The sequence below is a fragment of the Sorangium sp. So ce204 genome (assembly GCF_051526795.1).
Classification (GTDB): Bacteria; Myxococcota_A; Polyangia; order Polyangiales; family Polyangiaceae; genus Sorangium; species Sorangium cellulosum_B.
Genome location: NZ_CP150317.1, coordinates 9,828,117 through 9,843,264, shown reverse-complemented (window position 1 = coordinate 9,843,264; position 15,148 = coordinate 9,828,117). Strand labels below are relative to the sequence as shown.

6 protein-coding genes are annotated in these 15,148 nt (G+C 71.6%); 2 read left to right on the top strand and 4 right to left on the bottom strand.

Annotation, left to right across the window (positions count from 1 at the left end; genetic code table 11):
* Nucleotides 1-236 precede the first annotated feature (236 nt).
* The 4 genes from WMF22_RS36910 to WMF22_RS36895 all read right to left on the bottom strand — a co-directional run bounded on the left by WMF22_RS36910 (nt 237) and on the right by WMF22_RS36895 (nt 8,300).
* Complete coding sequence (locus WMF22_RS36910; RefSeq protein ID WP_438032797.1) at nt 237-4,319, bottom strand: kelch repeat-containing protein; 4,083 nt, start codon at nt 4,317-4,319, stop codon at nt 237-239.
* Nucleotides 4,320-4,397: 78 nt separating this feature from the next.
* Nucleotides 4,398-4,883 (bottom strand): hypothetical protein, encoded by a 486-nt coding sequence (locus WMF22_RS36905; RefSeq protein ID WP_437294622.1) that lies wholly within the window; start codon nt 4,881-4,883, stop codon nt 4,398-4,400.
* Between the two features lie 151 nt (nt 4,884-5,034).
* The gene (locus WMF22_RS36900; RefSeq protein ID WP_438032796.1) at nt 5,035-7,395 is read right to left on the bottom strand and encodes an alpha-amylase family glycosyl hydrolase; all 2,361 of its coding nucleotides are present in this window, start codon (nt 7,393-7,395) and stop codon (nt 5,035-5,037) included.
* Between the two features lie 251 nt (nt 7,396-7,646).
* Nucleotides 7,647-8,300 carry a glycoside hydrolase family 16 protein gene (locus WMF22_RS36895; protein ID WP_438032795.1) on the bottom strand — a complete coding sequence of 218 codons (654 nt, stop codon included), beginning with the start codon at nt 8,298-8,300 and terminating at the stop codon, nt 7,647-7,649.
* A gap of 542 nt (nt 8,301-8,842) precedes the next feature.
* On the opposite strand from WMF22_RS36895, the gene WMF22_RS36890 reads away from it, so the two are divergent.
* On the top strand, nt 8,843-9,616 hold the full coding sequence (locus tag WMF22_RS36890) for a helix-turn-helix domain-containing protein (protein WP_437294619.1): 774 nt from the start codon (nt 8,843-8,845) through the stop codon (nt 9,614-9,616).
* Between the two features lie 347 nt (nt 9,617-9,963).
* Nucleotides 9,964-15,114, top strand: coding sequence for an AAA family ATPase (locus tag WMF22_RS36885; protein ID WP_438032794.1), 5,151 nt, complete (start codon nt 9,964-9,966; stop codon nt 15,112-15,114).
* The last annotated feature ends 34 nt before the right edge of the window (nt 15,115-15,148 follow it).

The following is a 15,148-nucleotide window of genomic DNA, read 5'->3' as shown; positions in this document are numbered from 1 at the left end:
TGAACAGGCCCAAGGGGGCGCCGATTGGGCCCGCGTTGGGCCACACGGGAAGAGGGCCCGGCCGAGGGGCAAGCCGACGCTATTGATACTGCTGATGTTTTTTTTTCTCCTCGTGCGCCGTTGCCAGGAAAGAGGCCCAAGTTCGTCCCTGGCTGTGCGTGAGCGAGGCATGACCGAACCGCCCGGGAGCCTGCCGGACGCGCACGACCCGCGAGAACTCGGTGCGCGGTGGTGGATCAGGCTGCCTTGCGGAACCCCCTGGAGCGCGCGGCGAGCAGCGCGGCGAGGAGGAGCCAGGGCGCGGACGAGCCGCCCGGGTCAGTATCGGCGCTGCGGGCCACGGCGCAGCCGTTGCCGTGCGCGCGCGGCGGGGCGCTCCCCTCCGGAGCAGGCGCCGGAGGCGCGCCGCCGGCGTTGCCGCCGGTGCCGCCGGACCCGCCAGAGCCGCTCGCGGCGTCGTCGCCGCCCTGGCCGCCGCCGCCCTGGCCTCCGCCGCCGTCACCCTTGCCGCCCTGGCCCTCGCCCCCCGCGCCGCCTCCGGAGCCGCTGGCGGCCTCCGCGAGCAAGCAGCCCCCGGCGATGCACTCGCCGCCTGGACAGGGCGCGCCGTCGAGCTTGTAGCGCCTCTCGCAGGCGCCGGTGGCCGGCGCGCAGACGGCGCGCCTGCAGGTGGAGGTGTCGGGCTGCGGGCACACGAAGCGATCGCCGCCGACACAGGCGCCGTTCTGGCAGGTATCGGTCTGCGTGCAGGCGTTGCCGTCGTCGCAGGGGCTGCCGTCGGGCTTGCGCGGGCTGTCGCAATCGCAGGCGTCGCCGACCCCATCGCCGTTGACGTCGGCCTGGTCGGGGTTCGCGACGAGGGGGCAGTTGTCCACCGTATCGGCGACGCCGTCGGCGTCGTCGTCGTCGTCGCAGGCGTCGCCGAGGAGATCGCCCGCCGGCAGGCCACTATCGGTGTTGGCCTGGAGCGTGTTCGGGACCAGAGGGCAGTTGTCCTCGCTGTCGGCGATGCCGTCCTCGTCGGTGTCGAGCTCGCAGGCGCCGGCCCTGCACTGCCCGCTGAGGCACTCCTTCGGGAGCGAGCACGCGGCGCCGACGGGCTTCTTCGGCAGGCAGTCGCCGCCGGTCGCGGCGCAGTAGGCCGAGTCGGCGCACTGGGTGTCGAAGGTGCAGCCCGTGAGGCAGGCGCCGGCGACGCAGCGGTACTCGGCGCAAGAACGCGTGTCGCCCTCGGCGCAGACCCCGCGGCCGTCGCAGAGGGGGGCCTCGACGAGCTCGGAGGCGTCCCTGCACGAGGCCGCGCCGCAGGGGGCGCCTTGCGCCTGCAGCTGGCAGCCGCCGCGGCCGTCGCAGAAGCCGGTGGTGCCGCAGGAGGAGACGGGCTCCGCGGCGCACTCGTCGTCCGGATCGGCGCCGGCCTGGATGGGCCCGCATGCGCCGTCGGGGCCGGCGCCCTTCTTCGCGGCGGAGCAGGCCATGCACGCGCCCGCGCAAGGGGTGTCGCAGCAGACGCCGTCGACGCAGGAAGCGCCGGCGCAGTCCTTGTCGGTGTCGCAGGGAGCGCCGGGGAGGGCAGGGACGAAGAGCTCGCCGCCGGCGAGGATGCCGCCGGGCCCGTCGCCGCCGGTGACCAGGACCCTGCCATCGCTCAGCAGCGTCGACGCGTGGCTGGATCGCTGGAAGTACATCGTCTCTGCCGGAGACCAGCTGTCGGTGGTCTGGTCGTACACCTCCGCCGTCGCGCTACCCTCATAGCCGTAAGTGCCGGCGATGCCCGCCACGATGAGAACCCGCCCGTCCTGGAGCCGCGTCGCCGTGTGGTTCTGGCGCGCGGTGCCCATGGGAGCCCGCGCCGTCCAGCGATCGGTCGCCGGATCATACGTTTCCGCGGCCGCGATGTTGACGTAGTCGGCCCCATAACCGCCTGCGACGAGGACCTGGCCGTCATCGAGCAGCGTGGCCGTGTGGCTCTGGCGCGCGTCGTTCATCGGCTCCGTCGCCGACCAGGTGCCCGCGTCGGGGTCGAAGATCTCCGCGCTCGAGAGGTTGGAATAGTCGGCGCCGACGCCGCCTGTGACAAGGACCCGCCCGTCGCGGAGCAGCGTGGCCGTGTGGCTCTGGCGCGCGGTGCGTAGCGGCTCTGTCTTCGACCAGGTGCCCGTGTCGGGGTCGAAGATCTCCGCGTTTGAGATGTTGGTATAGTCGGCCCCATAACCGCCCGCGACGAGGACCCGCCCGTCGCTCAGCAACGTCGCCGTGTGAAGCTGGCGCGCCGTGATCATCGGCTCTACCGCTCTCCAGCCGCGCGTGTCGGGGTCGAAGATCTCCGCGCTCGAGAGGCTGACATAGTCGATCCCTTGGCCGCCCGCGACGAGGACCCGCCCATCGTTCAGCCGCGTCGCCGTGTGCGCGCTGCGCGGGTCGCTCATCGCCTCCGCCCCGCCCCAAGCTTCCCGCGCCGGGTCGAAGAGCTCCGCGCCCGAGAGGCTGACATAGGAAGTTCCGTAGCCGCCCGCGACGAGGACCCGCCCGTCGCTCAGCAACGTCGCCGTGTGGTCGTAGCGCGCGTCGAACATCGGCGCTGCTTCCGACCATGGGCTCACGCCCGTCAGGTCGTAGAGCTCTGCGCTCACCTCGGACTCCTGGTTGCCGCCCGTCACGAGCACCTCGCCGCCCGGGAGCAGCGTCGCGGTGTGAGCGCTGCGGCCCGCGACCATCGCCGGCACGTTCTTCCACGAGCCTGCCGCCGGATCGTAGATCTCCGCGCCCGCCAGGGGCCCGGACTCGGACGACGCGGACCCGCCCGTGACGAGGACCGATCCGCCGTCCAGCAGCGTCGCGGCGTGGCGAGTGCGCCCGACGCTCATCGGCGGCGTGAGCGCCCAGCTGTCGCTCGCCGGGTCGTAGATCTCCGCGCTCGAGCGCTCTCCCTCTTCCTCCTCCTCCTCCTCGCCCTCGCCGTACCGGCCGTTCGTTGAGCGACCCGTGACGAGGACGCGTCCGTCGTTCAGACGCGTCGCCGCGTGCTCCTGGCGCGCGACGCGCATCGGCGCCGCGGCGGTCCAGATGTCCTCGGCCGGGTCGTAGATCTCGGCGCTGGCCAGCGCGCCCTCCCACTCGGCTCCGCCTGTGACGAGGACCCGCCCGTCGCCGAGCAGCGTCGCCGTGTGCTGGTAACGGCCAACGCTCATCGGCGCCGCGGCGGTCCAGATGTTCTCGGCCGGGTCGTAGATCTCGGCGCTGGCCAGCGCGAGCTCCCCGTCGAGGCCGCCCGTGACGAGGACCCGCCCGTCGCGGAGCCGCGTCGCCGTGGGCCCTTCGCGCGGGGCGCTCATCGGCCGCGTCGGCGTCCAGCGGTCCTCCGCCGGGTCGTACAGCTCTGCGCTCATCAACACGCCGTCGCTGCCCCAGCCACCCACGACCAGCACCTGCCCGCTGGCCAGCAGCAGGGCGGCGTGCCGGCTGCGCGCCTCGCTCATCGGCTGCGCCGGCGCCCAGCTGTCGTCCGCCGGGTAGTACAGCTCCGCGCTCGCGAGATAGCTCTCGCCGCCATAGCCGCCGGCGACCAGGACCCGCCCGTCGTCGCCGCCCAGCAGCGTGGCCGTGTGCCCGGCGTCCCGCCTCGTGCCCATCGCGCCGATGGGGCGCCACAGCGGATCCACGAGCAGGAGCTCATCCGACGCCTCGACAAGCAGCGCGATCGCCGCCCCGCGCGCCTCGAGGCGCGCCGCGATCGGCCGCCCGCTTTCCGCGAACGCTCGCGGCGCCGTGACGCGCAGCCGCGGCGTGCCTGCGGCGTCCAGCACCTCGACGGCCTCGCCGCGCTGCCGCAGCGCCGCGCCGTCGACCTCCCAGACGGCCGCGGGCTCACCCGCCGGCACGGCGCCCGGCGCCACGGTGAGCCATTCCTCGATGCCCCCGGCGGCCGCCCGCCAGAACGACGCGCCGCCCGCGCGGCCGTAGATCAGCGCGCCGTCGACCACCGCCCCCGGGCCGGACGCGCCGGCCTCGCGCACCCGCACCTCGAAGCCAGCGGCGACCGAGAGCCGCATCCAGCCGCCGCCGTCGCGCGGCAGCTCGGCCTGGAGCCGCGGCGCGCGCCCCGAGAGGCCAGGCGCGCCCAGCGCGAAGCCGCCGCCGGTCGCCACAGGCGCGCCGGGAGCGCCGCTGCCCAGCACCTCGGCGGCCTGCGCCGGGAACCGGCGCTGCACGAGCGCCGCTGCCGCCGCGCCGTCGTGCCCTGCCGCGCACCCGAGCGCGCCAATCCACCCCACAACGGCCAGCACCAGGACGGCCATGACCAGCACGCGAAGACCCACGCGAAGACCCGACCCAGCTCGCATGCTGGTGAATGTCTCACGCGGGTACGCCCGCAACAACAGCGCCGCGAGCGCGGCTCACACGAGCGACGTGCAGATCCCGAACCGGGGATGATAGACCCCGATTCGGCGCTTGCCGCTCCGCGTCTCGGGCGTCACGAGGACCACAACGCTCTTGTCGAGCGGCGCGTTCGCGCGAATCCGCACGTGCTGGCCGGCGACGACGACGTGCCAGATGTTCACCGTCCCGTACCTCGTCACGACGGCTCCCTCGTAGATGTGCGCCGCCGACGGCGCGCCGCGGAGCGCCAGGCGGCACGCGGCATAGCTGCCCAGCGCCTGATACAGGAGCACGACCGGCATGACGGCGTACGAGAAGCCGAGGAGCATCGCGACGAGATCGATGTGCCGGAAGAACGAGCCGATCCCGACGAACCCCGCCCAGAAGAGCAGCGAGTACCCCACGCCAGCCAGCTGATGCCGGACGTGCCGCAAGGCCGCCCAGGGGCGCGGGGGCGGCGCGCGGAGCTCCTCGGGCAACTGGCTCGCGTCGGGCGGCTGCATGTCGTACCGCTCCGACATACCCGGGGCGGCTGCGGAGCTCAATCGGACAGCGCGGGAGTCGCCGCGTCCTCCCGCGCTCGTCCAGGCGCCTGGCCGCTCCCGCTGCGCCCGCGCTCGCCGCCGCAGCCCGCTCCCGCCGGCCTGCCAGCGATCACGGCGCGAAGATCACCGCCCCGCCCGGCGGGACGCTCATCGAGAGCACGCCGGTCGCGGAGACGACCTCGCTCGCGCCGCCGAGCGCGTCCCTGAGCTCGGTGCCGGGCGGGAGCCCGAGCGCCTGAGCGACCTCGACCGAGATGAGCTGCTCCGTCCCCGCGCGCGTCAGTGCCACCACGGCGGACTCCCCCCGGCCGTGCCGGCGGCCGAAGACCAGCGTGTCCTCCGTGGCGGTGAGGTTCACGTAGGCGCCGCGGCGGAGCGCGGGGATGTCCCGGCGCGCGGTCCCGAGCGCGCGCACGAAATCGAGCGTCTCCAGCTCGTCCGCCGTGAGATCCTCCTCCGGACGCCACAGGCTGCGGTTGTTCGGGTCGGCGCCGCCCCACTCGCCGTACTCGTCGCCATAATAGAGCAGCGGCGCGCCCGGGAGGCCCAGGAGCCACGCCATCGCGAGGCGCGCCCGCGCGTACACCTCGGGCGACTCGGGCGCTCCCGCGGTGTCCGACCACTGGCGGCCCGGGACCTCCCGGCCGCGAGGCCCCGCCTCGTCGCGGTAGTCGGCGATCGTCGCGAACCGGGCCGTGTCGTGGCTGCCGAGGTACGGCGTCATGATCGCGCCCTCCGGCCACCGCCGCTGCCCGTGCTCGACCCAGTACGCGGCGTGCAGCATGCCCTCCTCGCCCCAGCCGAACGTCCGGTACGAGACCCCGTGATAGAGGACGAAATCGAGCTGGCCGTCGAGCCCCTGAGGGCCGATGTACCTCGCGATCGTCCCGTAGTTCTCGTCGTTGCACGGGTCGGCGCAGTCGCTCCAGCCCATCGCCGTCTCGCCCATCAGGAAATAACGTGTGCCGGCCGGCTCGAACGCCTCGCGGACCTCCGCGGCGAGGTTGCGCGTCGCGATCTCCTCCACGTGCTTCACGGCGTCCACGCGGAGCCCGTCGAGATCGAACGCGTCGAGCCAGTGGATCGCGTCCGCCACGAACGCGGCGTTGGCCTCGGGCACCGTGTGGTCCACGTCGGGGAGGTAGCTCGCGAACATGCAATCGAGCGCGTGCGACGTCCAGTCGCACCCGTCCGTCCCGCAGACGCACCCCGTCCTGAACCACTCCGGGTGAGACGAGACGTACTCGTGATCTTCGTGGACGTGGTTCACCACGAAGTCCTGGAGGACGCGGATCCCGTGCCGGTGCGCCTCGGCCACCACCGCGCGGAGCGCCCCGGCGCCGCCGAGCCGCGGATCCACCTCGCGCGCCTTGATGGGCCAGTAACCGTGATATCCGGTGACCTGGTGGACTCCATCGCTCGCCGGGTAGGCGCCGGCGGGGTTCTCCTGGAACGGCGTGAGCCAGATGGCCCGCACGCCCAGCGCGTCGAGCGTGCCGTCCTCGATCGCCTGCCGCAGCCCCTCGAGATCCCCGCCGGCCCAGTCGCCCCGCGGATCGGCGCCCGGCGTGGCGGGCGGGTTCAAGGCCGGATCGCCGTCGCGGTAACGATCGGTGACGACCATGTAGATGAGCGCGTCCTCCCAGGAGAACGGCTCGGCCTCGACCCAGAACACAAGCCGGAGCGGCTCACCGGCGCGGCCGCTCCGGGTCGCCCCGCGGAGGGTGACGCGGTATTTGCCGTCGCCGAGGCCTCCCAGCTGGATCCGCACGTCGCCGCGCGCGTCGACCGAGAGCTCCTGATCCGTGAGCGGGCGCGCCTCGCCGTCCTGGTCCTGCAGCACCGCCTCGAACGCGGCCGCCTCGGGGCCCGCGCCCTCGATGCCGTCCCGGTAGACGAGCCGGGCCTCGAAGGCGCCCTGTCCGGCGGCAGGCCGCGTCGCCTGGCTGGACGCGACCGAGAACGACGGGAGGCGGCAGTCAGGGACCTTGACGGCCGAGTTCTCGACCCCGTCGACGTACTTGCGGCGCCCCTCCGCCGGGTCGAGCACCCACGAGATCTCGCCGCCGGACCGATAGACGATCTTGTAGCCGTGGAGCCCCGGCGGCAGGTCGACGGTGGCCGTGAGCCGGCCCTGCGTACCGCCCTGCAGCTGCGGGGCAGCGCCGAGATCGAAGCCGCTCCACTCGCCGGCGACGCGGACATCCGTGGCCCCGGGAGGCGCGTTGAACGTGAACGAGGTCGGACAGAGCACGTTCACGTACTGCGCACCGCCGCCCGCCCCGCCAGCGCCTGCCCCGCCAGCGCCTGCGGCCTCGCCGCCAGCGCCTGCGGTATCGCCGCCAGCAGCACCGGCGCCTGCCGTCCCGGCGCCGCTCGTGCCCTTCCCCTGGCCCGCGTCGAGCGCGCGATCGCCCCCACACGCGAGCGGGACGGCAGGGAGCATGACGGCGGAGACAGCGGCGATCATGACGGCAGAACGGCGGCGCGACATGGCCTCGAGCAGTATCCGATCGCGAGAGGCATGTCAGCGCGCGCGTCGCCCTGAACCACCGCAGCCGCTGCGGAGAACAGCGATGCTCCGCCCATGTTGTCGCGTCGCTAACAGGCGCGCGCAGGTTCCGTCGGGGCTCCGCCCCGCACCCAGGCGTTCGCTTCGCGCCTTCTCGGGTCGAACCGCGTGAGCTCACGCGCTCGGAGCGGCCTGGTCTCGCGACCCGATCAAGGCGTGTACCGATAGAGCTCGATCCAATCGTAGGTCGCGCTCGCCGTGCCCGTCTCGGCCGTCACGGCGCCGGCCCAGGCCGCGCTCGACGACGCCCAGATCGTCATGAGCACGTTCTGCGGCAGCACCATGAGGTCGATGCGCTCCGTCCACTCGTGTCGGAGCACGTCGTCGACCGAAAAGCGGGCGCCGGACGGTGTCCATTCGATCTGGTACGTGTGAAAGTCCTCGCTCGGATCGAAGCCGAGGTCCACCTTCTGCGGATGCTGGGTCGGACTGACGGATTGCGTCACCGGGGGCCGTACCGGAGCGCCGGTGTACACCATGGCGTTGAACTGCACGTCATTCGGATCGGCCCCTAGGCACTCGATGTCGAGCTCGTTCCAGTTGTCCGCTGGCCAGGGGGTGTAGATCGTGACCAGGGACGAGATGACCGCCGACCCTCGGGCCAACTTGACGCGAGCGCGCACGCGCCCGTACGTGAGCGAGTCGACGGAGCGAACCTCGGCGCCCAGGAAGGACTTGGCGGCTCCGGAGCTGTCGGTGGTGCCCTGAGGGGCCGGCGTGAGCCGGAGCACCAGCTGACCACGTTCGATGGTCGCGGCGGATCGCGAGAACAGCGCCAGATTCTCCGTCCAGGAATGTGTCATCAGCTGCCAGCGCGCTGCGTCCAGCCGATCGAAATCGTCGCGGAAGAGCAGCGTGAAGGCCTCTTCGGCCGGGGGAGGGCCGCCCGCTGAGCCGCCGTTCCCCGTGGCGCCTGCCGCTGCTGTGCCACCCGCCGTGCCGCTTGCGCCACCCGTGCCGCTTGCGCCACCCGCGCCGCTTGCGCCACCCGCGCCGCTTGCGCCACCCGCGCCGCTTGCGCCACCCGCGCCGGCTCCGGCGCTGGAGGCGCCATCCGCAGCCCCAGCCCCCGCCACGGAGCTACCCGTTCCGGCGCTGGAACCACCGCCAGCCCCCGCGCCGGTGCCGTCCCCACCAGCCCCCGTCGCCGAGCCCGAAGGCTGGCTGGAGTCGTCACAGGCCAGCGCGGTGAATGCGGAGAACAGAAGCAAAGCGACCGTGCAGCGCGTCGAAGACATCATGAGCTCCACGTGGCGCACCGGGTGCGAGAGCGCTTCGCATTTTTTGCTTCCTGTCCGCGTCCCCGCTGCCGCACACTGACCTGGCCTTGAGCGCTCGGCCCGCGTTGTTCCAGCCCTTTCCGATGCTCGCCGGCCGGCGCGCCCAGGTCTTCCGTCACCAGCCGCAGTACCGTCGGCCCCGACATTTTCACGAGGAGCCGGAGATCAACCTCGTCGCTCGCGGCACGGGCATCATGGGCGTGGGAAAGCGCGTGGTGCCGCTCGTGGCGGGCACGCTGCTCTATTTCGCGCCGGGGCAAGATCACGCGCTCCTCGAGGAGAGCAGCGATTTCGTTCTGTACGTCGCGGCGCTCCGCCCCGAGCTGGGGGCTCGCGTCGCGGGGGCCGCGTCGAAGGTCGCGCTCGACGCTGTGCAGCTCGCGCCGGCCGTGCTCGCCGGCGAGCTCGCGCTCCTCGGCGCGCTCGACCGAGCGCGCGACATCTCGGTCGTGGAGCATCGCCTCGCGGAGCTCTTCGAGCGGTCGCTGTCGAACGTGCCGCTCCCCCACGTGGTAAGCCGCCGTATCTTCGAGCTCTTGCGGCTCGATCCGAATCTCCCCGGGGCGGCCCTCGCGGCGCGCCTGCGCACGGGCGAGAGCGGGATCAGCCGGCGTTTTCGCAAGGACGTGGGCGTGAACGTCGTCGAGTACCGCGCGCGGCTCAAGCTGATGCAGTTCATCGCCGAGGTGGATCGCGGCGCGAGCTTCGCGCGCGCGGCGTACGCCGTCGGGTTCGGGAGTTATGCGCAATGCCACCGCGTCTTCACGCGCGCCCTCGGCTGCGCGCCCCAGGACTATTTCGGCGGCCAGCGCGCGGTGCTGACCGAAATGACCGTGTAGATGCACGGAGGGTAACGGTGATATGCCAGGTGACCTGGCGGACTCCATCGCTCGCCAGGGTTGCGCCGGCAGGTTCTCCTGGAACGACGTGCGCCCGATAGCCCGCACGCCCGGGGCGTCGAGCGTGCCGGCCTCGATCGCCTGAGGCGCGTTGAACGCAGCGGCTCTCGGCCGAGGCGGCCTGGCGGCGGCGCCTCGGGCCCGCGCGCGGCCGAGCCCGCCGGCTGACGCGGATCCGCGCCGGATCGTCCGCGACGCTGGCCATGATGCGGGGGCGGGGAATGGTATACGTTGTCCGGGAGAGGGCTTCTGCCGCCGCTGCCGAGGCTGCCTTGCCCATCGCCCGCATGACGAGCCCGTCCCCTCCCTTTCCGTACACGATCTCCGAGACCATTCACGAGGGCCGCGGCACCGCCGTGTACCGCGCTGTTCGAAACGCCGATGGCCATCCGGTGGTCCTCAAGGTGCTCGACCCGAGGAGCTGCCGGCCGAAGGACCTCGCCCGGCTCAAGAGGGAGTACGAGACGGGCAAGATGCTCGACGTGGCCGCCCTCGTCAGGCCCCTCGCCCTCGAGATGTACGACGGGGCGCTCGCCCTCATCATGGATGACCCAGGCGCTGAGCCGCTCGATCGCCTGCTCGGCGCGCCGATGGCGATCGGCAGGTTCCTCGAGCTCGCGGTCCGCATCGCGGATGCCGTCTTCGACATCCACCAGCGAGGCGTCGTCCACAGAGACCTCAAGCCCGCGAACATCCTGGTCATCCCTGCCACCGGCGAGGTGAAGATCGCCGATCTCGCGCTCGCCTCATGGCTCTCACGCGAACAGCACGCCGTGGGGCCGGCGCGCCTCATCGAAGGGTCCCTCCCTTACATGTCGCCCGAGCAGACAGGGCGGATGAACCGTGGGATCGACAGCCGCAGCGATCTTTATTCCCTGGGGGTCACGTTCTACCAGATGCTCACGGGGAAGCTGCCCTTCGACGCCCGCGACCCGCTCGAATGGATCCACTGCCACGTCGCCCGCGCGTTCGCGGCGCCGTCCGAGGTGGTCCCCGACGTGCCGGAGGCGGTCGAGCGCATCGTGATCAAGCTCCTCGCGAAGATGCCCGAGGAGCGCTACCAGACGGCCCGCGGCCTCGGCCATGACCTGAAACGGTGCTTCGACGCATGGCGCCGCGACGGCAACGTCGCGCCCTTCCCGCTGGGCGAGCAGGACGCGTCGGGCCGCCTGCGCATCCCGCAGAAGCTCTATGGGCGCGACGAGGCGATCGCGGCGCTGCTGCGCGACTTCGAGCGCGTGGTCGACGCCGGATCCCCGCAGCTCGTGCTCCTCTCGGGCTACTCCGGCATCGGCAAGTCGACGCTGGTCCACGAGCTGGACAAGGTTGTCGCCGGCGAGCGTGGGTTCTCCGCCTCGGGGAAATTCGATCAGCACAAGCGCGATATCCCTTACTCCACCATCGTGCAGGCCGTTCAGGAGATCGTGCTCGAGCTCCTCGCCGACAGCGAGCGGATCGCGGCCTGGAAGCAGCGGTTGCTCGAGGTCCTCACGGTCAACGGGCAGCTCATCGTGGACTTGATCCCGCAGCTCGAGCTGGTCATCGGCCCGCAGCCGCCGGCTCCCGAGGTGCCGCCGGTCGAGGCGCAGAACCGGTTCCGCACCGTCTTCCGGCACTTCATCGGCGTGTTCGCCCGGAAGGAGCACCCCCTCGTCCTCTTCCTCGACGATCTCCAGTGGGCCGACTCGGCGAGCCTCGCGCTCTTGCAGGATCTGGTGACGCACCTCGACACGGGCCACCTCCTCGTCGTCGGCGCGTACCGCGACAACGAGGTGACCCCCTCGCACCCGCTCATGACGGCGCTGCACGAGGCGAGGAGGGAGGGCGCGCACGTCCAGGAGCTCGTGCTCGGCCCGCTCTCCCGCGAGCACCTGTCCATGCTCGTCAGCGATATGCTCCAATGCCGCCCCGAGGACGCCGCGCCGCTCTCGGCCCTGGTCCACGAGAAGACGGCCGGCAACCCCTTCTTTGCGATCCAGTTTCTCCTCGCCCTCCACGAAGAGCAGCTGATCGAGCTCGACCCGCGCGCGGGCGCCTTCCGGTGGGACATGGCGAAGATCCGCGCCAAGGGCTTCACTGACAACGTGGTCGAGCTGATGGTCGACAAGCTCGCGCGGCTCCCCGCTGGCACCCAGGAGGCGCTGAAGCAGCTCGCCTGCCTCGGGAGCGCCGCGGAGGTCGGCGTCTTGACGATAGCGTGCGACCGCTCGGAGGAGGCGCTGCACGCGGAGGTCTGGCAGGCCATCCTCGCGGGGCTCGTCCTCCACCACGAAGGCACCTACAAGTTCCTCCACGACCGCGTCGAGGAGGCGGCCTATTCGCTCATCCCGGAGGCCCGGCGGGCCGCCGTGCACCTCGAGATAGGCCGGCGCCTCGTGTCTCGTTTGCCCGGCGGCGCGGTCGAGGAGCGAGCCTTCGACGTCGCGACCCAGCTCAATCACGGCGCCCACCTCATCACCGATCCACGCGAGAGGGAGGCGCTCTGCCGGCTCAACCTCCTGGCAGGGATCAAGGCGAAGGCCTCGGTCGCCTACGCCTCCGCGCGCAGCTACCTGGCGCAGGCGACGTCCCTCTTGCCGCAGGACGCCTGGAGCGCGCGGTACGAGGACACGCTCAAGCTCCACCTGGAGCTCGCCGAATGCGAGTCCATCGCCGGCAATTTCCAGCCGGCCGACGAGCTGTTCGATCTGATCCTCCAGAACGCCCGCTCCAGGCCCGACCGGGTCAGGGCCCACCGGCTGCGCATGCGGCTCTACCAGATCGCCGGACGGCACCGCGACGCCATGACGATCATGATCGAGGCCCTGCGGCTCTACGGGGCGACGCTCCCGGACGCTGACGAGGAGATCCAGGCGGCCATGGAGGCCGAGATCCGGCAGGTCCCGATCTCCCTGCGCGGGCGGCGCATCTCCGATCTCGTCGACGCGCCCGTGGCGACCGACGAGGACGTGCGGGCGTTCATCGCGCTTGTCGCCGAATCGAGCCCCCTCGTCTACGGTGTGCGACCGGCGCTCTGGCCGCTGATCACCGCCAAGGGGGTGAACGCCTCTCTGCTGCACGGGCACGCCGAGGAGTCCTCGTTCGTCTACAGTTGTTACGCCGGGGTCATGGTGTCCATCCTCGGGGACGCCCCGTGTGCGTTCCAGTTCTCCGAGATGGCGCTCAGGCTGAATGAGAGATTCAAGAGCGTCACCGCCGTGCTGAAGGGGAGGCTACTCTTCCACCACGCGGGCGTCATCAGCATCTGGCACAGGCACTACGCGACGAGCCTGCCGCTCATGGACAGGGCGTTCCTCGATTGCCTCGAGGTCGGAGACTTCATCTTTGCCGGCTACCTGACGTACAACATGGTGTGGGTCGTCCTCGAGAACGGCGATCCGCTCGACCGCGTCATCGAGGTCGCGCGGAAATACACCGCCTTCGCCCGCCAGACCCACAACGACGTGGTGTACAACGTGGTCCGGCTCGAAGAGCAGCTCGCCGCGAGCCTGAAGGGAGCGACGCGGGCGCCCACGAGCTTCGACGGCGGCGACTTCGACGAGGCGAGCTCCCTCGCGGTCCTCCAGAAGGCGGGCTTCGGCCTCGGGATCGCGATGGTTCATATCATGAAGCAGGTCGCCGCGTTCACGCACGAGCGTCACGCCGAAGCGCTGGAGTCCGCGGCCACCGCCGCGCTGATGCAGGGGCAGGCGGCGTCTCTGGTCATGGAAGCGACGCACCACTTCTACCACGCGCTCACGGTGACGGCGCTCCACGCGGAGGCGCCGGCCGAGCAGCGGCAGCGGTTCGCCGAGACGCTCGAGCAGGCGCTCCGGAAGCTGAGGCGCTGGGCCGAAAGCTGCCCCGAGAACTTCCGGAGCCGCTATGTCCTGGTGTCCGCCGAGGCCGCCCGCATCGAGGGCCGGGACCTCGACGCGATGCGCCTCTATGAAGAGGCCATCCGCGCGGCGCGCGAGAGCGGCTTCGTCCACGTCGAGGCGCTCGCCTACGAGCTCGCGTCTCGGTTCTATCGAGCGCGAGGGTTCGAGCGCTTCTCCGATGCGTACCTGCGCGAGGCCCGCTCGTGCTACGTGCGCTGGGGGGCTGACGGCAAGGTGAAGCAGCTCGAGCAGCGGTATTCGCAGCTCCTCGAGCGGCGGCCGCTCGAGCCGACCGCCACCTTCGCGGCCCGCACGGAGCTGCTCGACGTGCTCGCGGTCGTCAAGGCGTCGCAGACGATCTCGGGCGAGATCCTCTTCGAGAAGCTCCTGCGAACCCTGCTCGAGTTCGTCCTCGAGCAGGGAGGCGCCCAGAAGGGCTGCCTCATCCTGGTGCGGGACGGCGACCTGACGATCGAGGCGGAGGCCGCGATCGAGGAGCGACAGGGCACCGTGACCAGGGTCCTCCAGTCGTTGCCGGTGTCGTCCTCTCCGCTCCTCCCTGCCTCGCTCCTCCATTATGTGCGGCTCACCAAGGAGCGCGTGCTCCTCGATGACGCCGCCGCGAAGGCGGGCAGGTTCTCGGGGGACGAGTACATCGTCCGGCACACTCCGAGGTCGGTCCTCTGCGTCCCCATCTTGCGGCAGGCCGAGGTGCTCGGTCTACTGTACCTCGAGAACAACGTCACCACACACGCGTTCACGCCCGAGCGGCTCCTCGCCCTCGAGCTGCTCGCCACGCAAGCGGCCATCTCCCTCGAGAACGCGCTCTTGCTCGCCAGGGAGCGCGAGGCGCGGGCGGCGGCGGAGGCCGCGGAGCGGCGCACGGCGTTCCTCGCCCACGAGCTGAAGACGCCGCTGACAGGCCTCCATCTGAAGCTCGACGCGCTCGCGCGATCGATCAAGCAGCAAGAGACGGTCTCCTCGTCCTGGCTGTCGTCGTCCCTCACGTCGTTCAAGCGCCAGCTCGGCCGGCTCAACCTGCTGATCGACAGCCTGCTCGACCTCTCGCGCGTCCAGAAGGGGCGGCTCGCCCTGACGCGTGAGCCGGTGGACCTGGCGGGCCTCGTGCGGGACGTCGTCGGGCGGCTGAGCGAGCAGGCCGAGCTGGCTGGATGTGCGCTCCACGTGCAGGCGGAGCGCGCCGTCGTGGGCCAGTGGGATCGGCTGCGGCTCGAGCAGGTCGCGACGAACCTGCTCACGAACGCCATGAAGTACGGCGCCGGAAAGCCGGTCCTGATCGTCGCCGACGGGGACGGGGCCGTCGCTCGCCTCTCGGTCTCCGATCAGGGCATCGGGATCTCCGAGGCCGACCAGCGGCGCGTGTTCGAGGCGTTCGAGCGCGCGACGGGGCTTCATCAGGCGCAGAGCCTCGGTCTCGGGCTGTACCTCGTCCGGGAGATCGTGCGAGCGCACGGAGGGCGCGTGGATCTGCGCAGTCAGCTGGGCTCAGGGACCACGTTCATCGTGGAGCTGCCCGTCGATCCGGAGGGAGAGCTCGGCCCCGCGCAGCCGTCCTGAGGAGGGAGGCGCGCGGGACGAGGGATAGCTGTCG

Coding starts and splice junctions, on each gene's coding strand:
- WMF22_RS36905 (WP_437294622.1), bottom strand. CDS start 4,883: ATGCAGCCGCCCGACGCGAGCCAGTTGCCCGAGGAGCTCCGCGCGCCG.
- WMF22_RS36900 (WP_438032796.1), bottom strand. CDS start 7,395: ATGATCGCCGCTGTCTCCGCCGTCATGCTCCCTGCCGTCCCGCTCGCG.
- WMF22_RS36895 (WP_438032795.1), bottom strand. CDS start 8,300: ATGACACATTCCTGGACGGAGAATCTGGCGCTGTTCTCGCGATCCGCC.
- WMF22_RS36885 (WP_438032794.1), top strand. CDS start 9,964: ATGACGAGCCCGTCCCCTCCCTTTCCGTACACGATCTCCGAGACCATT.